Annotated in this window: 12 protein-coding genes; 2 read left to right on the top strand and 10 right to left on the bottom strand. The window is 40.1% G+C overall.

Annotated features, from left to right (window positions below; translation table 11 throughout):
• Positions 1–335 precede the first annotated feature (335 nt).
• Complete coding sequence (locus WH188_RS12095; protein ID WP_339424052.1) at positions 336–3,392, top strand: SusC/RagA family TonB-linked outer membrane protein; 3,057 nt, start codon at positions 336–338, stop codon at positions 3,390–3,392.
• A 57-nt stretch (positions 3,393–3,449) separates the two neighbouring features.
• The gene (locus tag WH188_RS12090) at positions 3,450–5,093 is read left to right on the top strand and encodes a RagB/SusD family nutrient uptake outer membrane protein (RefSeq protein WP_132769621.1); all 1,644 of its coding nucleotides are present in this window, start codon (positions 3,450–3,452) and stop codon (positions 5,091–5,093) included.
• A 79-nt stretch (positions 5,094–5,172) separates the two neighbouring features.
• On the opposite strand, the gene WH188_RS12085 is transcribed toward WH188_RS12090, so the two are convergent.
• The 10 genes from WH188_RS12085 to WH188_RS12040 all read right to left on the bottom strand — a co-directional run bounded on the left by WH188_RS12085 (position 5,173) and on the right by WH188_RS12040 (position 23,302).
• Positions 5,173–8,568, bottom strand: coding sequence for a family 43 glycosylhydrolase (locus tag WH188_RS12085; RefSeq protein ID WP_168127712.1), 3,396 nt, complete (start codon positions 8,566–8,568; stop codon positions 5,173–5,175).
• 71 nt (positions 8,569–8,639) lie between these two features.
• Positions 8,640–11,699 carry a beta-L-arabinofuranosidase domain-containing protein gene (locus tag WH188_RS12080; RefSeq protein ID WP_168127713.1) on the bottom strand — a complete coding sequence of 1,020 codons (3,060 nt, stop codon included), beginning with the start codon at positions 11,697–11,699 and terminating at the stop codon, positions 8,640–8,642.
• 272 nt (positions 11,700–11,971) lie between these two features.
• Complete coding sequence (locus WH188_RS12075; RefSeq protein WP_339424051.1) at positions 11,972–14,215, bottom strand: S9 family peptidase; 2,244 nt, start codon at positions 14,213–14,215, stop codon at positions 11,972–11,974.
• A 68-nt stretch (positions 14,216–14,283) separates the two neighbouring features.
• Positions 14,284–15,705, bottom strand: a complete 1,422-nt coding sequence (locus tag WH188_RS12070) for an APC family permease (protein ID WP_132769629.1) — start codon at positions 15,703–15,705, stop codon at positions 14,284–14,286.
• Positions 15,706–15,726: 21 nt separating this feature from the next.
• The gene (locus tag WH188_RS12065; protein ID WP_206368564.1) at positions 15,727–17,502 is read right to left on the bottom strand and encodes a DUF885 family protein; all 1,776 of its coding nucleotides are present in this window, start codon (positions 17,500–17,502) and stop codon (positions 15,727–15,729) included.
• Positions 17,503–17,518: 16 nt separating this feature from the next.
• Positions 17,519–18,778 carry an NAD(P)/FAD-dependent oxidoreductase gene (locus WH188_RS12060; protein ID WP_132769631.1) on the bottom strand — a complete coding sequence of 420 codons (1,260 nt, stop codon included), beginning with the start codon at positions 18,776–18,778 and terminating at the stop codon, positions 17,519–17,521.
• A gap of 23 nt (positions 18,779–18,801) precedes the next feature.
• A complete protein-coding gene (locus tag WH188_RS12055) occupies positions 18,802–19,800 on the bottom strand; it encodes a 4-hydroxyproline epimerase (protein ID WP_132769633.1) in 999 nt (332 codons plus the stop codon).
• 21 nt (positions 19,801–19,821) lie between these two features.
• The gene (locus tag WH188_RS12050) at positions 19,822–21,309 is read right to left on the bottom strand and encodes an aldehyde dehydrogenase (NADP(+)) (protein ID WP_339424050.1); all 1,488 of its coding nucleotides are present in this window, start codon (positions 21,307–21,309) and stop codon (positions 19,822–19,824) included.
• Positions 21,310–21,404: 95 nt separating this feature from the next.
• The gene (locus tag WH188_RS12045; protein WP_168127716.1) at positions 21,405–22,307 is read right to left on the bottom strand and encodes a dihydrodipicolinate synthase family protein; all 903 of its coding nucleotides are present in this window, start codon (positions 22,305–22,307) and stop codon (positions 21,405–21,407) included.
• Positions 22,308–22,420: 113 nt separating this feature from the next.
• Positions 22,421–23,302: an AraC family transcriptional regulator gene (locus tag WH188_RS12040; protein WP_237682833.1), complete on the bottom strand. Its 882-nt coding sequence runs from the start codon at positions 23,300–23,302 to the stop codon at positions 22,421–22,423.
• Positions 23,303–23,350: the final 48 nt, after the last annotated feature.

The raw sequence follows: 23,350 nt of genomic DNA, 5'->3' as shown, positions 1-23,350 counted from the left end.
TAATCGCAAAATACACGGAACACCAAAATCAATGCAAGATTTATTCAAAGTGAACATAATTAAGAAGTCCAGACAGACCATATAAGAGTTAAATACTTTCTCATATCGAAAATTTTAAAATTTTTACGATTCTTTGAAGGAGACTAGTAGCTAAAAGTTCTTCGAAATATCAAAATCCGAGCACCTCTTGTTAAAATATGATCCAATTAAACTGCGTCAAGAGATTATTTTTGTTTAAACCAACTGTTACAAACAGACTATAAGTCCTTTAAATGTCTTTTTAACGAAAATTCATTAATGGGAATCACAAATTATCACCAAACAAATAAACAATTATGAAATTTCTAAAAGTATGGCTCAGTTGCTGTCTTGTGTTATTGGGTCTGGCAGGGACTGCACAACAAAACAAAACCCTTAATGCTATTGTACTTACGGATAACGGAAGTCCAATAGCGGGAGCTTCTATTCTGTTAAAAAAAACGGGGAAAGGTACCTCGACTAATCAAGACGGTAAATTTACCATTAGCTACAGCACAAGTGATACCTTGATAATTTCAAGTCTTAATTATACTTCAAAACAAGTGCACCTACATGGGCAAACCAATTTGCAGATCACTTTACAAGAAAAATCTCAACAAGTGGATGAAGTTGTTGTCGTTGGTTATGGTACGCAGCGAAAAGCTACGCTAACAGGTTCAGTCACACAGATTAATGCTAACGAAATTAACGAGAGTAAATCTCCTAATATTGCCAATTCATTGGCAGGACGTATGCCTGGACTTGTGGTCAATAACCGTAGTGGTGAACCAGGTGCTGATGGCTCTTCTATTCTAATAAGAGGATCAGGAACTACCGGAAATAATGCTCCTCTAATCGTGATAGACGGAGTGGCCAACAGAGGTGGCTTTGAAAGATTAAATCCAACAGATATAGAAAGTATCACGGTTTTAAAAGATGCGTCCGCAGCTATATATGGAGCGCAAGCGGCCAATGGTGTCATCCTGGTCACGACAAAAAGAGGGGGTACAGGAAAGCCTACCATTAATTATGCGGGGTCTTTTGGTCTTTCTGAACCAACACGTGTCCCTAAATTGGTCAATTCTTACGATTATGCTTTATTTAGAAATGAAAAAGATATCCGTCAAGGTCAGGGGAATGTGACTTATACACCGGAACAAATTCAAAAATTCAAAGACCAATCCGATCCCATCAGTTATCCCAATACGGATTGGTATAGTGAAGTGCTAAAACCATTAACTCCGCAAACCCAACATTCACTTTCCATTTCGGGAGGGTCAGAAAAAATAAAATATTTCGTATCGGGAGCATACCTCTATCAAGATGCATTTTATAAAAAAAGTGCAACAAATTATAATCAGTACAATCTGCGTTCTAATATTGACGCAAAGATCACGGACAACTTCAAATTAGGCTTGGATATCGTTGGCCGAAAAGAAGATCGCAATAATCCACCCACTGGAGCAGATGGTATTTTCCTATCCATATTAGGGTCCTATCCTGGATTAGCACCATTTTATCCAAACGGACTTCCTGTTGCAGGGATCGAAGGTCCAAACCCACTACAGATGGCTCAAGGATATAACGGATACTTAAGAAAAAGAAATAATAGCATACAGACGACAATCAACGGAGAGCTTAAGCTTCCTTATATTACCAAAGGTCTTTCGCTACTGGGGTTTGCTGCATTTGACTTCACATTTTACAATGAAAAATCATTTACCAAACCTTTTGACCTATACCGCTATAACAGTACAACCGACACGTACAATAATGTGCGAACCCTCCTATTGGGAGATCCTAGTATTTCGCAAAGCTATGGCGATAGTAATTTAAAAACCTTTCACCTACGACTCAATTATAACCGTCAATTTGGTCAACATGACGTAAGTGCATTTGTGGCTGCTGAACAAAGTGATTACTACAATGAAGGTATTTTTGCAAACAGACAAGGTTTAGTGAGTAGTCAAATCGATCAACTTTTTGCTTTTTTCTATGACGTGACCAGACAAGGCAATGGAAGCACTGCTGATCAAAATGCCCGACGCAATTACTTCGGTCGTCTCAATTACGCTTACGCAAATAAATATCTTGCGGAATTTGTCTTCCGTCGTGATGGATCATTTAATTTTCCTCCAGGAAGACAATATGGCAATTTTCCGGGCCTTTCTCTAGGATGGCGTTTAGGTGAAGAAAAATTCATCAAAGATAATTTCTCTTTTGTCACCGAACTTAAATTAAGAGCATCCATAAGCCGTTTAGGAAATGACCGCATTAATCAATACCAATTTCTAACCCGTTATACGGTAGCACAGGATTACAACCGCTATTATCTTGGTGATGGTGAAAATCCGGGTTATGCACCAGGATTAATGCCTGGCGTAGCACCTAACCCAAATATCACATGGGAAGTAGAGGAAATGAAAAATGTGGCATTAGAAGGATCTTTTTTCAATAATAAACTTGATTTTTCAGCAGAATACTTTTGGGCAAAAAGAGATCACTTACTTGCTAAAAGAAATGTATCAGTACCCCATACCACCGGACTTCAATTACCGGATGAAAATATCGGCCGGGTAGACCGAAAAGGGATCGAACTAACCTTAGGTACAAAAGGATCGATTCAAGATTTCAAATATTTTGTTAACGCAAACATGACTCGAACCTGGAGTAAAATCGTTTTTATCGATGAATCACCAAATGTCTTAGAATGGCAAAAACAACAGGGATACCAATTGGGATCTTGGTTGGTATACCGTACAGACGGTTTATTTCGTACGCAGGAAGAACTCGATAATACCACCGCCAAACTCCCAGGAAGCCAAGTTGGAGACATCCGATACCTGGATATCAACAATGATGGTGTCATCAATGCGAATGATCAGGAACGAATCTACGAGTCCCCTACACCATTATTGGTTTATGGATTACGGATGGGCGGAAGCTATAAAAACCTAAGCTTTAGCATGCTATGGCAAGGACAGGCCAAAGCCAAGCAGATCATCCTGCCTCAAGCCAACAATGGCGAGTTTATCCCGCCTCAATGGTTATACGAAGATCGTTGGACACCCGAAAATCCCAATGCGAAATATCCGGGAGCTTTTGATCGGACATATAATATCAATAACAGAGCTTCCGATTTTTGGTTACAGGACATGTCCTTTTTCAAACTTAAAACAGTAGAAGTTGGCTATACCTTTTCAGGAGAAAAGCTGGAGAAATCTGGCATTAAAAATCTTCGCTTATACCTCAATGGTTTTAACATGTTTAGTTTTGATAAGGTGAAGCACTATGACCCAGAAACAGTTTCTTACACCGGTGCTTATTATCCACAAACAAGAATTTATACCGTCGGTGTCAATCTGAGCTTTTAGGCCAGTATTATGATCACTTAAAAACAGCACAATTCTTTAAAAATAGAGCTTTATATTATGAAAAAAATATTTCCACTTCTTATACTTGCTGGGCTAGCATTTACGCAGGTTTCTTGCGAAAAAGATTTCCTAGATAAAAAACCGTTAGACTCCTACTCCGACGCGGATGTATGGCAAGATTTGAATCTTGTCGAAGCTTATGTTAATAGTCGCTATACCTTATTACCATTTCTAGAGGCACAGGGCGTACAAAAAGCATACTTTATGTCGGGAGCATCGGATGAAGGTAATTCAAAACATTCCTATGGCAATGAACGTGCACTGGAGCTCGGACAAATGGATCCTGATAACCCAGTGTACAGTTTTTGGCAACAAAACTATCAGGAAATTAGAAATCTGAATATTTTTTTAAGCCGTATCGCGGCTGTTCCTGCAGAAGGATCAGCTGCTGAGGCACAGAAAAACCGCTTAATAGGAGAGGTACATTTCTTACGCGCATATGCTTATTTTGACTTAGCAAGACATTATGGCGGCGTACCCCTTATCGAAAAAGTATATGGCCTCAATGAAGAGTCTTTTGAGGTCAAAAGAAATACGTTTGATGAATGCGTCACCTTTATCTTGACCGATATTGAAAAAGCAATTGCCTTACTTCCGGCAACCTATAAGGAGGAAACCAAAAGTATTGGCAGGGCCACTTCAACTGCGGCCTATGCATTGAAAGCTAGAACACTCTTATATGCAGCAAGCCCATTACACAATACCAGTAATGACAAAGGAAAATGGACTACGGCTTCAATAGCGACAAAAGAAGCAATCGATTTTGCCGAAAACAATGGATTTGCATTATATCAGAACAGCGACTACAAAAAGGTTTTTACAGACAAAAGAAATAGCGAAGTGCTATTTGATTACAACTTTAGCAATGTCCCAGGTGCAGGTTTAGATATTGTCTGCCAACCCAACAGCTATGGCGGATGGAGTGTTTATACCCCATCTCAAACCATGGTAAATGCATTTGAATTAACAAACGGGAAATTACCTGAAGATCCGACTTCTGGATACGACAGTCAGAATCCTTATGTAAACCGTGACCCTAGATTCTATGCCAACATCCTTTATAATGGCGCTTCTTTTCGAGGGACCGCCGTTGAAATATTTGCTGGAGGAAAAGACAGCCAACAAGGCGATCAAGGTTGGAATGCTACGGAAACTGGATACCACTGGCGAAAGTATATGAGTGAAACGATCCGATTTGGATCGGAGGGCAGTAATCAAAACTGGATTATCTTTAGATTAGCTGAACTATACCTTAATTATGCGGAAACATTACAAGAATTAGGACAAGATGATTTGGCAAGACAATACATCAATAAAATAAGAAATCGTCAAAGCGTCAAAATGCCCAATCTCACAGAATCTGGAGAAGCCTTAAAAAAACGTATACGAGGTGAAAGACAGGTAGAACTTTGTTTTGAAAGCCATCGAATATATGATGTACGAAGATGGAAGATCGCCATGGAAACTGAAAATAAACCGTTGATGGGTGTGAACGTGGTTAAAAATAATGACGGTAGTTTTACCTACACGCCAAAACTAGTCCGCAACAGAGTGTTTAAAGAAGCTTATTATTTATTCCCAATCTCTAGAGCTGAGACTAATAGAAATCCATTATTAATACAAAACCAAGGATATAATTAATCTTTATTGGATGATAATCAAATAAAAAAAGCCGTGATCTCAATTGATCACGGCTTTTTTACTGCATCATTTTTAGCTATTACTGCCAAATCTTAACATGTTCAAATAAACCATATCCTTCTTGATTGTTGGTTGCAATCTGATATAGTCCTACGCGTAGTTTTTGTCCTTTCCAATCTGAACGCAGAAATGGGGTATTGGGAAGATCAATCCAGGTAATACCATCCTGAGAACTGCGAAGAAAGAAATAATCATCTATTTTTTGTATTTGGATATAAGGAAAAAATTGTAACCCTGTCCCATTATTTCCTTCTTGATGAGTTTGATAGCCTATACTTCGCGCTAAATTACCCAAATTCCAGCCCGTTAATACCGTATTATTGATATAAGAATTAAATTGTTCGCCTGCCTGTATCATGATACCAGCTTCACTGGAAGTGCGGCTTTTTTCGGCTAGTCCAGCGACATCTTTTACATGAACTTGAATGGTGAAATCTCCTTCCAATTCTCTATATACAAATGGAGGTAATAGTTTTGCATCGCCCCATTTAGTATGCTTAGAGCCTAACGTCCATTGTCCGTCAACTCCACTGATGCGAACTTGTGTACTATCTGGATAAGTACCGACTTGACAACCATCCCAATAGGGAATTTCTTTTTGTCCCAAATCAAATGTTTGGGTAACAGATGGAGCAATCAACAGCGGTTTGGACTTCGGGATATCAACCACTAATGCTTTACTCACATTTCCGAACTCATCTTTTGCAAAAATTGAAATAGTCTTGCCCACATGTGCGCGATCGAATAAATGATAAGGTTCTTGAATCCAACCCGTATCGTATTGACCTGTAGAAAATAGATACAACAAGTCAGACCGATCTCCACGGATCTGTACAAATATATTGTTATCATTGATCCAATACGGATTAACCGCAGTAACCGGTACATAATTATTCAGATCAGCGGCACTTTTAGCTTTCCATGTCTGATAGTTTTCGTGCATCTGATCTAACGAAAATTTTTCAGGATAAGCATTGAAAAAATGAACAGCATGTTTCAATTCAAATTGATCATTTTTTATGCGCAACAGTCTATTCATCTGTTTCACCTGATCTTGTTTTCCATTTTTATAAAATAACGTTTTTCCCTGATCGCATATTGCCAAACCGTGATTCCAAGCTTGACCATCAAACCAGTCAAAAGCTAAGGTATAGGATGGTTGAACAATAATACTAGACAATGCAGAATCTTTCAATTCACCCATTTTAAGGGCAGTACGATTGCCTTGTAAGAGCACTTCTCCATAAACTACAATGTCATGATGTTGACTGGATCCCTGATTTCTTACTTTGTTGATTTTACCGATAGCAAGATCATCTGTCTGTATTGCGAAAAACATATTTTCAGCATGATAAAAAGTCTCCTTTTCCTTTATTAATGTAGCAGAGAGATCCACATTAGCTACCTTAAAATCTGCCAGATAACCTGAAAAATGCTGATCCAAAAGATCCGATGCGCCTACCACAAAATAATCTGCAGGATTAACAAATAACATTCTGTTTTCTTCTCGTTGCAACTGTCCGTCCACATAAATACGTTCCATATAACCATCAAATGAAATTATGATATGGTGCCAATGATCTGCTAGCGGTAGCGTCTTAAAACCCATATCAGGCCAGGCACCATGGATAACAGCTCCGCGCTGCGCATCTGTTCCATAACCGAATATTGCTTTGCTAATATCTTGATTGCCTTTAGACCACGCTACGACGTTTTCAAATCGATCTATGTTAGGATTGTTTATCCACATAGATACGGTGTAAGGACTATTACCGGCTAGCGATTGAGGAACTGTAAATGTCGAACGAAGTGAAGCTGAACCATTTAAGAAAAAGGCTTTCTTTCCTTGGTAATTCTTGACATAAACGGGTTTTTCACTATCTAAACTTCCTTTTAACAAGCCCTTGTTTTGGATCGTTGTGATGCGCTCACCTTCACGATAATCCAACGCATCTAAATGGATTAAAGAACCAAAAGTCTTCTCATTAGGAGCCATATTTTGCGGGGCTGACCATACCGTTTCTTCCATGAGAGGCTTATCATAAACTTTAATATTCCATACTCCACGAGGCAAACCCGCTAATTGTGTATTCAATATATGGAGACGGACATATCGTGCCGCTACATTTCCATGCGACAATACTGGACTTGCCCAACGGTTATTGTTAGACTGATCATCATACGGTGTCCAATTTTTAGCATCTGTTGAAGTTTCTATCCGGTATTGGTAAGCATAAGTAGGATATTCAAATTGAATGGCAACAGTCTGTACATCTGTTATTTTTTCCAGGTCGATCATGAGCCAGGCGGGTTGATGATTGTCTTTTGCTCTCCATAAAGTTCCGTTATTGTCATCAACCAAAAAGGACGCCCTAAAATCTTCATTATAAAAAGAAGAGACCACCACAGGCTTTCCAAACGCTCGATCCTCCGGATAAGATTTTTGTTTGATGAGATCAGCAATTCCTTCATGCGTAGGAACGACTTTTTGTATATCCCCCTCAGGTGTAAAAAAAAGCTCATCTACTGCAATTTGCCTATGAAAACCACCACCTGAATGCGGATTGTTATGCCTGTGATACACGATGTAATATCTACCTCCTTCTTCCAGCACACTATGGTGCCCAGGACCATGTATTGTACCATCATCATTTGTTACCAATATGGGATTATCGGCCGGATATTCAAATGGTCCCATCGGTCCTACCGTACTTTTTACATATTGGACGCGGTAAGTATGATCTTCGCAATGACCAGATGAATACATCATATAATATATACCATTGCGTTCAAACATAAATGGAGCTTCAAAAAAATCTTTTGCCACTGTGTTGGGGATCAACTCAATTTTTTCAAAGCTCTTCATGTCTTGCCCCATTAATCCTACAGCGCAGCCATGGTCTGGATAAATACCCCAAGTACCCCAATACATATAAATTTTTCCGTCCCGATCCGTAAATGTTTGACCATCCAAGGTAATCACTCCAGGAATCATATAATTGGGTATAATAGATTTACCGTTATCAACCAAAGATGTCCAAGGCCCAACAGGTGTATCTGATACCGCACCGAATATCTCAACAGGCTGACTATAATACAGATAATACCTTCCGTCATATCCTTTTGTCATATCGGGAGCCCAATACCAATGCGTATTAGGCCAGTTCATGGGTTGTATAGTCCAATTCTTAAAATCTGTGGAGGTCCATGCCTGCGATGGACCAGCCCCCCACCCATTCCCATCAGTTGTAGCGTAAATATAGTAGGTGTCGCCTATTTTTTTGATTGTAGGATCAGCAAAATACCCTGGCAATAATGGGTTCATAGCATGAGGTGCTTCATACTTTTTTAATGACTGAGCAGATCCAGCTCCCATGATAAGGGAGAAAAAAGCTGAAAACAAAATTTTTTTCATAGTCTGTATGTATAATAAAGGGGTACATCGTCAAGCAAAGTACCCCTCAGATTTTTTAGCATAATTTGCACTTATTTCAACGTAACATCCAAATAAACAGAGTGTCGTCCGTAGGTATCATAGAATGGTTTAAAATCAACTCCATCAATCTTGAACGCTAAACGCTGCGGATCTCCCGTTATTGATTTACTGATATCCTTTGCATCCAAAGACACTTTACGCCAATCTTTTCTCGCTTCCGGTTCTTGAGCCGCCAACAAGATAGGTCCATAAAATAAACTGGCAATATTCTGTTGATCCATGACCGGATCTAAATAAAATTGGAAAGGCATTTTCAGCGTAATGCGATCACCATTCTTCCAATGGCGACTCAATTTCAAGTAAGAACTTGGCTTTGCCTGTACTTTTTGATCTTTACCGTTAATAGTCACATAAAATCCTTTGGTTGCCCAGCTCGGCACACGGATATGAAGATCAAATTTACCATTTCCATTTATGGTCAGCTCGGTCTCGTCTTGTTTTGGAAAGCTGGTCTTCTGTTCCACAGTCACCTTACGTTCAGTCCAGTCCAAAGTAGAAGGAATAAATAGATTGACATATAAAGCTTGATCATCCTTGCTTTTAAAATAAATACTATTCTGCAATTTGGTACTACTTTCTATTGCGGTACCATTACAACACGTAAAGCCTGTCATATTGGGGTTTCCAAATTGCTTTATTGCTCCTGGTCTCAGTGGCACATGGTACGTATTCGCTGGAGTATTTTCAGCAACAGAAGCTAAAATATGGTTATACAATCCACGTTCATAGTAATCCATATATTCAGCACGTTGATCAAAAAGAAACAGGTTGCTCGTTAATTTAAGCATATTATAAGTCGCACAAGTTTCATTCTGTCCACCTTCAGAAAAACCATTTTCATATAACGTCGCCGGTTCTGCTGTAAAAACTTCAGCATTAGCCGGATTGCGTGCACCCGCAACCCCACCTATGCTGTACATGTAGTCATTGACAGCTTTATACCAGAAATTGTCTGCTACGCGGTAGTATTCAGGTAGGTTTGAAACTTGGTATAGCTCGATACTCCCCACAATTTGTGGAATATGTTGATTGGCATGCAACCCCCGAAAAGTATCGACATTCTTCGCCAATCCATGTGCATGCTGCGCATTGCCAAAGAACATATCGATATTGTCAAACAATTGAGCAGTTTTCAAATAGTGTTCCTTATTGGTGATGCGGTAGAGATGCGCCATTGTCTCATTCATTCCTCCAAATTCACCTGCAATGTAAGTATTCCATACCTTTATCAGGGTCTCCTTAGGCAATTGACTAAGACGCGCATGCACCCAGTCTGCCATTCCTGTTGCCACTTGAAGCGCCTTTTCATTGCCGCTTACCTCATAAATATCAATTAAGCCGGCCAAAATTTTATGTAAGGTATAATAGGGAGCCCAAACTTGCGTTTTCTGTCCCCCATATTTCGCACCCTTTTCCAACATAATAAATTGATCGGGTGGATAGGCGCTAATATAACCTACACCCCAATTCCAATAATCCGTACGGATACCTTCTTGACTCAGATCAGAGTCATAGGTTGATTTGCCTGGACCGTAAGGTACAGCAGTCGGATCAGCTATAGCCACGGCATCTGCTTGTTGTGGTTTGCCCGACAATTGTGCCAGTTCGTATAGGTTATTGACCATATACGTCATTTTCTCTGCAAAGTTAGCGTGCAAAGTTTTATCATATCCAGTACTCGCATAGGCCTGTGCAATCGCAGTCAAATAATGACCCGTAGCATGGCCTCTGAGTTTGGTATCCTGACTATCCCAGACCCCTAAAGGTTTAGCACCTTCAGGCTGTCGTTTCCCAAATGCATCACGAAACATATAGAGAAAAGAGTTGGGATCAGTCGTCGCTAATGTGTTGATAAATTTATCCCGATTTTCAATGAATTTCGTTTCTTGATTTTGCGCATCAGCTTGCAAGGAAACCTGATTAAGATCAAAAACTTCCAGCTTTAAGCTTGGTGCAGCATTGGTCTTGCTTGACTTTACAGTCACGATTGCTTTAGGTTGTAAATCTGTTCCCGGAACTCGTCCTGTAATGGTATAACGTCCAGCTTCCAAGACGGTACTGTTATCATTTGGCGAAGGCCACAATACCCGTACTTTAGGACCAACCATCTCCTCTTTATATGTTCCCTGTATATAACTTGGTAAACGTGGTAAATCTCCTAATGCGGTTTCCACCTGTATATCTGGCACAGCAACTAAGTAAGCATTATAGAGTTGTGCTTGGGTCAATGGAAACTCCGGTAGGTTATCCTCCACTTTCGTCACATTTACGTCGCGATTACTTACTCCACGTTGTGAATTGGTATAAATTCCAGTAAGCTGATTTTTACTCAGCGGAACACGATAGATCCGAAAATCATGCAACATGCCATCCAATGACGGAGATCCTGTCAAAAATGATTTTCCGATATACAATTTGTTCTTATCTCCAGAAGATCCAAAAACTTCGGTCAACTCACGCGGTATCTGCTTAGATTCCCCAACAAGCACAGCATCCACATAAGTCTTCATCGTTTTAGCCGGAATATCCACCACGATCGTCAGGTAAACCCACTTGTTCAATACTAATGCTGGAGAAACCGCTCCTTTTTGATTATTTTTCCCTGCTGTTATTAAACTTTGGAAACCATCTTGAATGGTCGTGCCAAAAGGAGCTGCAAAGAAATGTTTATGCACATCCTTTCCAAAGTCAAAAAAGACTTGATTTTTTTTATCCGAACGCAAATAAACCCAACCTGAGATACTTAACGACTCCATATCGGTCAATGCATCAGCAGGGATCTGTATAAAATCATTACTTTCTCCCGTCAACGACAATACTTTTCCAAACCGCTTATCGTTGATAAATGCAGCATTCCGTCCAGCTGTGGCATGCAGATTATTTCGAGACCAATCTTTCAAATCTCCATTAAATACATATCGTGCGATCATTCCAGTTTCGCCGATTCCATCCAATATCTGATCCCCATTTTGAGCCTGCACTGGGCTGAACCCTTTCGTTAGGATCGTAGCAACGAGGATAACACGTAAAAAAAAAGTGTAACTTTTCATGTCTAAATCATTCCTTTATGAGCTCGCAAGCTCGGTTTAAAGTTATAAAGGCGATGAAGCCTTCAAATTATTTCCTGAGCTCACAAGCTCAATTTTCATTCTGTCTATGTTCAACAACATGCAAGCAACCGTTAAATCTATCTATAATCACAAAAATTAATTTTTCGATCTTATCTATGTGCATGCCTGTCTATGCCAATCGTTTTACGATCGGCATAATGATAAGATACTCCTGTTTTGGTTTAAAACAATTATCAGTCAGCGCACTTTCGCTAATAAGCCGTCCATGCTGGAGGTTCTACTCCAAGCAAGTGTTTCACGAAATAATCGCGACGTTTCTTTTCTCCAAAATCACCACCAGAAGCATGCCCCATTCCCGGAACCATAATGAAGTCGTGGTCTTTACCATGTTTAATCAACTGATTAACGAACTGATAAGTCGATGCAGGATCCACATTATCGTCTAACTCACCCACGATCAATAGCAACTTTCCTTCTAATTTATATGCATTTTCGATATTAGAGCAAGCTGCATATTCAGGTCCGATCGGCCAGCCCATCCATTGTTCATTCCACCATATTTTATCCATACGATTATCATGGCATCCACAAGATGAAACCCCTACCTTATAAAATTCAGGATGAAACAAGAGTGCTCCAGCAGAAGACTGACCTCCAGCAGAAGTACCATAAATACCGACTTTTTCAATATTCATATAGGGATATTTAAGCGCGGCAGCCTTCATCCAGGCAATACGATCAGGAAAACCAGCATCTTTTAAATTTTTCCATGCCACATCTTGAAATGCCTTCGAACGATTGGATGTTCCCATTCCGTCAATCTGCACGACTATAAAGCCCAGTTCAGCAAGCTCAGCTAGTCCTGCCGGATTAGCAGAAAATGATTTAGGGACAAAAGCGCTATGTGGACCAGCGTAGATATACTCGATGACAGGATATTTTTTGTTCGGATCAAAATTTCGTGGACGGACTATAATCCCCCAGATCTCTGTTTTACCATCTCTAGCCAGAGACTTAAACACTTCAGGTTTGCGCCATCCCGTAGCCTCCAGATCCGAAATATCTGCATGTTCCAAATCCATCACAGTCTGTCCATCTGCCACACGTCTTAGTACGGCCTGCGGAGCTTGGTCAACCCGAGAGTAGAGATCTACAAATAAAGAATGATCAGTATTGAAGGTTGCCTGATGATTGGCTGCTTCAGGAGTAAGTTCCTTCAAACCCTTACCATCAAAACCAATTGCGTAATAACGGATTAAGTAAGGATCCAAATCTTTATTCATGCCACTCGCCTCAAAAATAATTTTTTTGTTATCCTCATCGACATTAACAACTTTACGCACGACCCAATTTCCTTTTGTAATCTGATGTTTCAATGCGCCCGTTTTAGCATCGAACAGATACAGATGATTCCACCCATCGCGTTCAGAAGCCCAAATGATGTCATCTGTTTTTTTAAGATCATTCCGATATTTCTTTCCACTATAATCAATAAATGTTGCGCTGCGCTCCGAAATAATGGCTTTTGTTTTTCCGTCCACAGCATTCAATTCCAGCACGTCATACCGTTGATGACCACGTTGGTTATATTCAAATGTGATTCCAGTATTATCCGCCTTCCATACCAGTGCAGACAATGAAAATTGATTGGCGACCTGGGCAGGATCTACAGTTATCACCCGACCATCCATCACATCAATAATAGTTGGATAATATTGTGACAAAGCATCTCCAGGTTTATTATAATCTCTGGTTTGTAATTTAGGTTGTAATTGATCCACTGGAGAAGACTCCAATAAAGTCAACTGTCTAATTTCAGCCTTTCGTACTTTTGAAGCAGCCAATTTCTTTGAATCATTGGACCATTGGATACGGGCACTATAATACTCACCGGGGCTTCCATCAAAGGTCAACTGTCGCTCACTTTTTGAATCCCCTTTTTTGCTGATGTATACATTACTATTTTTAATATAAGCAGTATAGGCCTTATCGGGTGAGTCTACAGATTCCCCCTTACTATCATCCCATCGTGCTCCCCAATATCCGTCCGATCTACGGTCAGCACCTGTTGCAGGGACATCTCGCAACTTGCTCAGTTTATTTTCCTGGGCATTCCACTTCCAGACCACTTTTTCTTCTGTAAACTCCACTTCGTTGGCCGTCAGCACTTTCAGATCTCGTCCCCACAATACACCTAATTTCACTTCTTTATCCAACTGATCGGATAGCTGCTTTTCAATCGCAGCAACATCGGTATCTATTTTTTTCTTGTTCAGCGCATCGACCAGATATAAGCTCCTCTTTCCGTCTTTCTGGGTCACCCGATAAGAAAAACTATCTCCTTTTTCAGACCAAATAATCTGCTGTGGAACCTGATACACCTTGCCAAATGAACTCCTGATCTCTTTGGCACGTTTATAATCGTCCAATGTGCCCTGTGCCATTGTCGTAAGTTGCAATAGCACCACTAAAACAGCGGTTAATGTTAACTTCATATGTGTTATTTTTTTATATCTTATAGATGATGCCTTTATCCATAAACAGGCATGATGAAATAAATAGATTACGTCTTCGCTTCCTTTTGTTTCACAACATAGTATAATGGGATACCCAAAAGCGTGATGATAATACCTGGCCAAGTAAATTGCGGTTTATAGATCACCAACAAAATAATAAACGAGATCCCCATCAAAATATAGATGGCCGGTATAAAAGGATATCCAAAGGCTTTATAAGGTCTCGGTACATCGGGGCGCTTATATCTTAGCCAAAAGATGCCGATGATGCACAAAACATAAAACATAACAACCACACAGGTAATCATATCCAACAAATCGCCATACTTACCTGTTAAACACCATATAGAAGCAATCACCGCCTGCAACCACAAAGCGTAAGCCGGTACTGCATTCTTATTTAGGGTTCCTGTTTTCTTAAAAAACAAACCATCCTTAGCCATGGAATAATAGATCCTTGCACCAGCCAAGATCAGTCCATTGTTACATCCAAAAGTGCTGACCATAATCATAATCGCCAAGATGGCTATACCAACAGGACCAAAAATTTCTTGCGCCACAAGCATGGCCACACGATCTTTAGGCGCACTGGCCATCTCCTCGATCGTCAATACACCCGTATACATCAAATTTGTCAAAATATAGATCACGGTCACAATGAGAGTCCCCAGTGCTAAACTCAGCCCAATGTTGCGTTGCGGATTCTTGATCTCGCCTGCTACAGCAGAAGATGAATGCCAGGAATCGCTGCTGAACAACGCCCCTACCAAAGCAGCAGATATGGCACCAAATGCACCAAAAGTGGCATAATCTGCCGTCGATCCATCCACATTTAATCGCTGTAGATTCCACATATTCTCCGAAGACCAGTTTTGATTCCACACCTCCAGATCGAAAGCCGCAAAACCAAAAATAACCAATAAAACCAAGCTTAATATTTTGATCAAGGTAAGTATGGTCTGTACCATTTTGCCATTCTTTACACCCCCTGTATTAATAAAGGTCAGCAGCAAAATAACAGCGATAGCCAGCACTTGAGCAGATGAAATATGATAGTTCCCCATCACCAGCAAATAAACATCTTCATCTAGTACCGGAAACAAATAAGCTGTAAACTTGGAGAAAGCAACCCCCACAGCTGCAATCGTAGCCGTCTGAATAACGGCAAAAAAAGTCCAACCGAACGTAAAACTAACCACCGGCCCATAAGCTTCTTTGAGATAAACATACTGACCACCAGCTTTCGGAAACATGGCACTGAGCTCGCCATAACTCAAAGCTGCGGCTAAAGTCATAAATCCGCAGATCAGCCACACCACCATCAGCCAGCCAGCAGACCCCGTATTTCGGGCGATATCTGACGATACAATAAAGATACCCGAACCAATCATACTTCCGGCAACGAGCATCGTTGCATCCAATAAACCTAAGGACTTTTTGAAATCTTGACTATTTTCTTGACTGCTCATAGATTGAGGATTGAATTGCGCTTATTTAAAATTATAAAATTTCCATTTTGCTTGATGGTTAGGTTCAAGCTTTTGATTTGTCAATATCGCCCTGACCATCTCCATAGGTAAGTAATTCTCCTTAATGACCCGGTCATGAAATTCGGTATAGGACATTTTCCCCGATCCGACCAATTCATCACTGATACTCAGTAACTGCAAACCACCGATCAAATAAGCCAATTGATATAAAGGATCGTAGGAACCTTCAAATGATCGCTTCACTTCACCATGCGCATTTGCAGGTTCATGACCGACCTGATTAACTAAATAATCAACACATTGCTGTGGCGTCCACTCACCTAAGTGAAATTTAATACTGAAGGTAATCCGTGCGCAACGGTGCATCCGCCAAAATAACATCCCGATACGTTCTTCCGGTGTTTTTGCAAAACCCATTCTATAGAGCAGTAATTCCCAATATAACGTCCAGCCTTCTGTCCAGAATGGTGTATTGAAATTCTGCTCACGATACGGTTTATACCTTTTATTCATAAAATACTGTAGATGATGCCCCGGATTGAGTTCGTGCTGCACCGTACCCAAAGAAAAATGTGGATTGTTACCACGCATGCTCATCATTTTCTGATCATAAGTCATGGTATTGGTCGGATAGGAAATACTGATCTCACGCCCTCCCGTAAAAAAAGGATTCACCAACTGCCGTTCAGGAGTCATCATAATCATTCCCCAGGTCTCATCCGCCAATTCAGGAATTGCAATTAGCTCGTGCTCCTTGATAAATGCTTGGGCCCGATCATACAATTCATTGATCAGACCAGGTTGTTGCCCTTCTGGCACATAGGTGTTTTTAACCTTTTCCTGCGCGGCCTTCCAGTCGTCTCCAAATCCCATCTCACGAGAAGCTTTTAATAACTCTGCCACGCACCATTCCCATTCCTGATCAGCGATACGCAACAACTCATCCGCATTATATGCAATCATTTCTTCACGTAACTTTTTGTTGAGTGCAGATTTTCCGATCGGTTGCCCACCAATATTACTGCCATCATTAAAGACTTTCCAATTGCTCTTTCCCTGCAAAGCTGTTTTATATTGAATCAGTTTTTCATTTAAACTTTCATAAGATTTAGGGACCCACCAAGTAAACATCGGGTCATATCCATTATAGAAATCGAACGCACTCTCCAAACGGACTCGCAATGACTCCACCATATTGACCAAAAAATTGACATCAGCAGATTCAATCGCGGCCGCATTTTCTAGCTTTTGAATCGATTCAGAAACCTGATCAGTAGTTTTTTCTAACACTATGGCAACATCCTTGCCGACCACAGCGGCACCGCGACGACGTTTCTGTTCAAACTGAAGAATATTTTCGGCAAAGGGTAAGTAGGCCTTCAGTCGATTGTAAGAAGCTAATGTTTCTTTGAGTTCTTCCTTGTGTCGTTGCACTTTTTGGTTCAGCAAAATATAATCGACTTGACCATTTGTATTCAATTTCTTATAATCAAATCCTTTTAATTTAGCTAAATAGTCATCATCGATCTTGACCAGTCTATTGATCTGCTCGGGTGAGGCTGCCGACTGCTGAAATCCCCAATTTTTAGGCATTGGGCCATAAAAATAATTGACAGCCTGCAGATCATGGCGGTATTGTATGATATAAGGCTCAATAGGTGTTGTGTGTTGATACAAATCCATATCTTGGGCATCTGTTAGCGAAGAAGCCATACAAAGCACTCCAATGACTATAAATTTCTTTACGTTAGGGTTATTGTTGTTTTTCTTCATCATTTAGGTTTATTTTTGTCTATTGAAACCGATCTGGACTAAAGCCCTTGATATCCGTTTCTGTAGGTTTATCGGATAGTAGGGCTGTGATCGCTTTTCCGTAAGCAGGTCCCAAACTCAAACCCATCATACCACCCGCACCCGCAATGCTGACATTGCTGTATTTAGAAGTCCTGCCCAAATATGGAAGCCCATCTGGCGAACATGGTCTGTAGCCAAACCAGATATCCTGCGGATAATCGACCTTTAGATCAGGGAAATATTTAGGGATAGATTCGACGATACCTTTTACGCGATTACTGTATATCTTATCATTTGCCGGACCTAATTCCATGGTTCCACTAAAACGAATCTGATTATTCATAGGCGTCACCGCTACACGAGCTTCTAACAGCAAAGCCGCATGTACCATCTGGTTATTGTCGGTTGTATTATGCATAAAAGAATACCCCTTTCCAGGCATTAAAGGTAACTTCAAATGTAACTTCGAAGCTAATGCAGGTAGCGACGCTCCCCCAGTCACGACAATTTCATCGGCATGAAATGCTCCTTTTGAAGTAAGGATTTCAGACACCTTTTTACCTGAAAACTTGAATCCTGTTACATCTGTTTGATAGTGAACCTGGACACCATGAGCGAACAAGTAATCTGTCAATGTTTTCATCAATTTGGGAGGATACAAGATACCATCACATTTGTATAAAATACCTCCGATCGTATCCATTCGGAGATTAGGCTCTAAAGCCTGTATACCCGCTTGATCAAAAACTTCCACATCCAATCCCAAGTTTTGGGCTTTTTCTGCCAATTCAATTTCTTCATGCGCAACATGGCTAGATTTGTAGAGCATCATAATACCGTTCTGTCTTAGCTCAAAATCAAAACCCTCCTGTTGAGCCAATTCATCATATGATCGGCTACTCGCAAGGTTCAAATCACGTATAGCTGCTGCATTTCGGTTTACATGTTTTTCATTGGCATGCTTCAAAAATTTCAAACCCCAATCGATCAATGAAAAATTCAATGAAGGTCTGACGTAAAATGGACTTTTACTATTCAGCATCCATTTTACACCTTGTGCCACGATGCCTGGTGCTGCCAATGGTGTAAAATGACTAGGCACGATCATTCCTGCATTGCCATAGGAACAATTGTCTTGCCCATTCCCTTTCTCTAAAATTTGAACTTCCCAACCATCCTGTAAGAGGTAATAGGCAGTAGACAATCCTGCTATACCCGCCCCTATGATAGCAACTTTTCCTTTATTATGTGTTGACACTTTTTTTGATATTTTAATAGTAATTACATAACCTGAAATCCTTCTTTATAGGGGTCTTCATCATCAATAATGATTTGACTATACCCCGTAATTCTTGCCCAGCCTTCTACAGAGGGAATGATGGCAGTCTGCCCCGATATGGTTGTTTCTTCTTCGATACGACCGACAAATTGCGAACCGATATAACTCTCATGAACAAACTCTTCTCCTTTTTTCAACTTCCCTTTAGCATACCATTGTGCCATGCGAGCAGAAGTTCCCGTACCACAGGGAGATCTATCCAATGCATTCTCACCTACCAACACAGCATTTCTTCCTGTAGAATTTTCTTTGGTTGGTTTCCCAGTCCATTGGATATGGCTCAGACCATAAATATTTTCATTTTCAGGATGAACAAAATCTGTCTGCTCATTAAGTAAATGGCGAATAATTTTCCCATAATGAATGAGCTGACTCGCTGAAAAATCGCTTATATCTCTAAAATTTTTCTGCGGATCAACAATGGCGTAAAAATTCCCACCATAGGCTACATCAACAATAATTTCACCCAAATCTGGGCATATCACGTTAAGTCCTTCTTTATAGAGAAAAGACTTAACATTGGTCAGCTTAACCGTTTTTACCTTTGGTCCTTCTTGTACATAATCGATCAGGATTAAACCTGCTGGTGTCTCTAGACGCAGCTTACCCGGTACTTTAGGGATGACCAATCCCTCTTCAATCGCAATAGTCACAGTACCAATAGTACCATGTCCACACATCGGAAGACAGCCGCTTGTTTCAATATAAAGTACACCGGTATCATTATTTGGATCTGTTGGCGGATACAGAATACTTCCGCTCATCATATCATGACCACGGGGTTCAAACATCAATCCTTTACGAATCCAGTCATATTCTTCCATAAAATGTAGCCGACGTTCCATCATCGAATTTCCATGCAACACCGGCCCTCCTCCTGCTACCAACCTAACTGGACAACCACAGGTGTGGGAGTCAATACAAAAAAACGTTTTCTTCATCAATTGCTATACAAAAATGTCCTAAATACTTGTTGTTGTAACCACAGCACCATCTACGATCCGCGCAATACCTAATGGATTTTCATTTTTCAACTCTTCTGGCAAGAATTCATCTGGCCAGTTCTGAAAAGATAAAGGGCGTACAAAACGCTTCACCGCATCCGGTCCTACAGAGGTAAATCTTGGGTCGGTACAGGAAGGAAAAGGACCTCCATGCTGCATCGCATAGACCACTTCTACTCCAGTTGGCATTCCGTTAAATAAGATACGCCCTGCTTTATCTTTCACCACATTAAAAACCTCTAGATGTTCTTGCACATCCTCCTTAGTCCCTGCAATTGTAATCGTCAATTGTCCCTTGAGCTGCTGCGCTATAGCCAGTACTTCATCATCATTTTCGGCTTCTACCAATACAGCAAAAGGACCAAATACTTCTTCACTTAATACCTGATTTTTTAAGAAATTGCTTGCTGAAGTTCTAATGATCCTGGGACGACCTTGACCTCGAGTGGATTCAACACTCGATTCGGCGATTACAGCTACCGCATGTTGGCTGCTTAATGTTATTTTATTTTTTTCAAAATGTTCATAAATACCCTCATTGAGCATTGTGCCCGGAGCAATAGTAGCTATTGCCGATGCCAACGCTTTTTTAAACCGTTCTAGAGCATCACCTTTTACAGCTATAAATACCCCAGGATTGGTACAGAACTGGCCCACACCCAAAGTCAGCGAAGCGGCATATTCTTTCGCGAGATCTTCCGCTCTATCCGTTAGGAGATGGGTAAAGGCAAATACCGGATTGATACTTCCCATCTCGGCAAATACCGGTATCGGTTCTTCCCTTTGGTTAGCGATATCAAATAGGGCTTTCCCACCCCAATACGACCCCGTAAAGCCAACCGCTTTCACAAGAGGATGAGCCGTCAGATAGGCACCTATCTTGGTATCTGTACCTTCAATATGGGCACCAAGAATATGGCTAAACACTCCTTCCGGCCACCCAAATTCTTTAATAACAGTCGCTATCGCATCGGCCATAATGGTCGATGTTTGAGAATGTCCCGAATGGCCTTTCACAATCACTGGACAGCCTGCGCCAATAGCACTCGCCGTATCACCTCCTGCCGTAGAAAAAGCAAATGGAAAATTACTGGCCCCGAATACAACAACTGGTCCTATGCCCAAATTGAATTTCCGGATATCACTTTTACCTGTTTCAGTATTTGCTAAATCGATGCGGGCTTCTGTATAAATACCCATTGCCACCGCATTGGCATAACTGCGCCATTGCCCTACTGTTCGTGCCTTTTCGCCTGTAAGACGAGGCAAAGGCAATGCTGTTTCTGCATGAGCAGTCTCCAAAAGTTCCGGGCCTAACCCTTCAATTTCAGTTGCAACAGCATGCATAAATGCGGCACGCTGCGCAATCGTCGTAGATTTCAAAAATTGAAATGCTTCTGCCGCTATGCGAATACGCTCATCCAAATAAACTTGTGATTGATTCATTATTTATTTCAATTTTTATATATAAAAAACGCACCGTAGGCGAATAGTATTCACCAATCGCCCACAGTACCTTAATGCTATTTAACCTGCAGATCCTAATTTAACTGAGGGCGATTAGCAATACCATCAGCAATAACTTTATTAATTCTTTCCGCTTCTTCACCCACCAACGGAAGTCTAGGTGCACGAAGATGTGGCGTACTTATTCCTTCGGCTGTTGCGGCAAGCTTAATATATTGAATAAGCTTAGGGTGGATATCCAGCTCCAATAGAGGCATAAACCAACGATAGATTTCTAATGCCTTATCGTATTCACCATTTACAGCATAATTATACATCGCAACAGTTTCATTCGGAAAAGCATCAACTAAACCAAAAACCCATCCATCAGCACCCACTACTATTGATTCCAAAGAGATTGTATCTACACCACCTAATACCTTAAAGCGTTCACCAAATTTATTTTTCATCCGGGTTATATTTGTCAAATCTCGGGTGGATTCTTTTACCGCAACGATCGTTGGACAATCTTTCAATTCATCAAACATAGCAGTTGATACAAACACCGAATAATCAACCGGGTTATTATAAATTAATATTGGCAAATCTGTTGCATTCGCTACTGCTTTAAAATATGCGACCACTTCACGGTCATCAGCCCTATAGCGCATCGGAGGCAATAACATTAAACCATCTGCGCCTAATTCTTTTGCTTTAACAGCAAAATTAACAGCATGTTTAGTTGTATTTTCTGCAATGTTTAATATAATCGGTACCCGGCCGGCGATAACCTGAATTGCGTAAGTCAATAATTCAAATTTTTCATCCGTATCCAGAACTGCTGCATCACCCAATGATCCTGCAATGATAATACCATGCACCCCTGCTTTAATCTGTGCTTCGGTATTCTTAGCAAACATATCAAAGTCAATTTCACCATTCTCTTTAAAGGGGGTCAATACTGCTGGGTATACACCCTTCCAATTTAATTCAGCCATAGTTGGTTTTTACTTTATTAGTTTAATATTTTCTTTTATCAAAGAAACCAACTATAATAGAAGTAAACTAACCGCCTTTTAATAATTACTTATTGGATATTGACATTTACAATCTATTCGTAAAGTAAATTTTTATAATTAGCAACATACATCTTGGGTGAGATTCCTAGAATACTTCTAAAAACGCGATTAAAATTTGTAATACTATTAAATCCCGAATCATAAGCAACAATCGAAATGCAGTCATAGTCCTTTCCTCCCAATAACCGACAAGCTTCTCTCACTCGTAATTCATTCAAATACGAAACAAAAGTTTTACCAGTGCTTTTCTTAAAATAGCGACAAAAGGCCTGTGGTGTAAGATTAGCCTTTTCCGCCATCTCATTTAAACCAATATTCTCCTTATAATTATTTTCAAGAAAATTACATAAGGTGGTAATCCTAAAAGATCCAACTTCCCCAAAGCCATGAGATATCATTCCAGAAAGGGGTTTAAGCTTAAATGACAGTTTATTCAAAGACTTCAACAAATAAAAAAAACTTACAAGCTGTCCCAAACTATCCGAATTCTTAAGTGCTTCTATTCTCCGGCTCACTTGTGGTAAGTATAATTCAGGAACTTTAAAACCACGACCGTTTTTGTCAATAAAATCAAGTAGCATACTTAATTCTGGAACATTCAAAATCTTTGACAAAGCACCTTTTAAACTAAAGAAAATAGAAATGGACTGAACACAACCGTACATTAAATCATTTTTAAAAACGTGAGCTTGGTTAGATCCTAAAAGAAAAATATCATTCTTTTCAAAATAATGTACATTATCATCTACTAATAATTGTCCAGCTCCCTCTTTGATCCAGATTAACTGATATTCCTCATGACAATGCATATGAGGATAAAACTTATCCAAAAAATCTTCTTGAATAAAAACGGTTCTATCTTTTGGAACGGGAACCCGATATTGAACGGGTTTCATAAATTGAATTGGTTTCATAAATAGATTGGTTTATAATAAATGTCATTTATACATTAAATTTATAAC

This window comes from Sphingobacterium sp. MYb388 (genome assembly GCF_037479535.1).
Lineage (GTDB): Bacteria > Bacteroidota > Bacteroidia > Sphingobacteriales > Sphingobacteriaceae > Sphingobacterium > Sphingobacterium anhuiense.
This window is presented reverse-complemented; position numbering and strand designations above follow the sequence as displayed.

Coding starts and splice junctions, on each gene's coding strand:
- WH188_RS12090 (WP_132769621.1), top strand. CDS start 3,450: ATGAAAAAAATATTTCCACTTCTTATACTTGCTGGGCTAGCATTTACG.
- WH188_RS12095 (WP_339424052.1), top strand. CDS start 336: ATGAAATTTCTAAAAGTATGGCTCAGTTGCTGTCTTGTGTTATTGGGT.
- WH188_RS12050 (WP_339424050.1), bottom strand. CDS start 21,309: ATGAATCAATCACAAGTTTATTTGGATGAGCGTATTCGCATAGCGGCA.
- WH188_RS12085 (WP_168127712.1), bottom strand. CDS start 8,568: ATGAAAAAAATTTTGTTTTCAGCTTTTTTCTCCCTTATCATGGGAGCT.
- WH188_RS12070 (WP_132769629.1), bottom strand. CDS start 15,705: ATGAGCAGTCAAGAAAATAGTCAAGATTTCAAAAAGTCCTTAGGTTTA.
- WH188_RS12075 (WP_339424051.1), bottom strand. CDS start 14,215: ATGAAGTTAACATTAACCGCTGTTTTAGTGGTGCTATTGCAACTTACG.
- WH188_RS12040 (WP_237682833.1), bottom strand. CDS start 23,302: ATGAAACCAATTCAATTTATGAAACCCGTTCAATATCGGGTTCCCGTT.
- WH188_RS12065 (WP_206368564.1), bottom strand. CDS start 17,502: ATGATGAAGAAAAACAACAATAACCCTAACGTAAAGAAATTTATAGTC.
- WH188_RS12055 (WP_132769633.1), bottom strand. CDS start 19,800: ATGAAGAAAACGTTTTTTTGTATTGACTCCCACACCTGTGGTTGTCCA.
- WH188_RS12080 (WP_168127713.1), bottom strand. CDS start 11,699: ATGAAAAGTTACACTTTTTTTTTACGTGTTATCCTCGTTGCTACGATC.
- WH188_RS12045 (WP_168127716.1), bottom strand. CDS start 22,307: ATGGCTGAATTAAATTGGAAGGGTGTATACCCAGCAGTATTGACCCCC.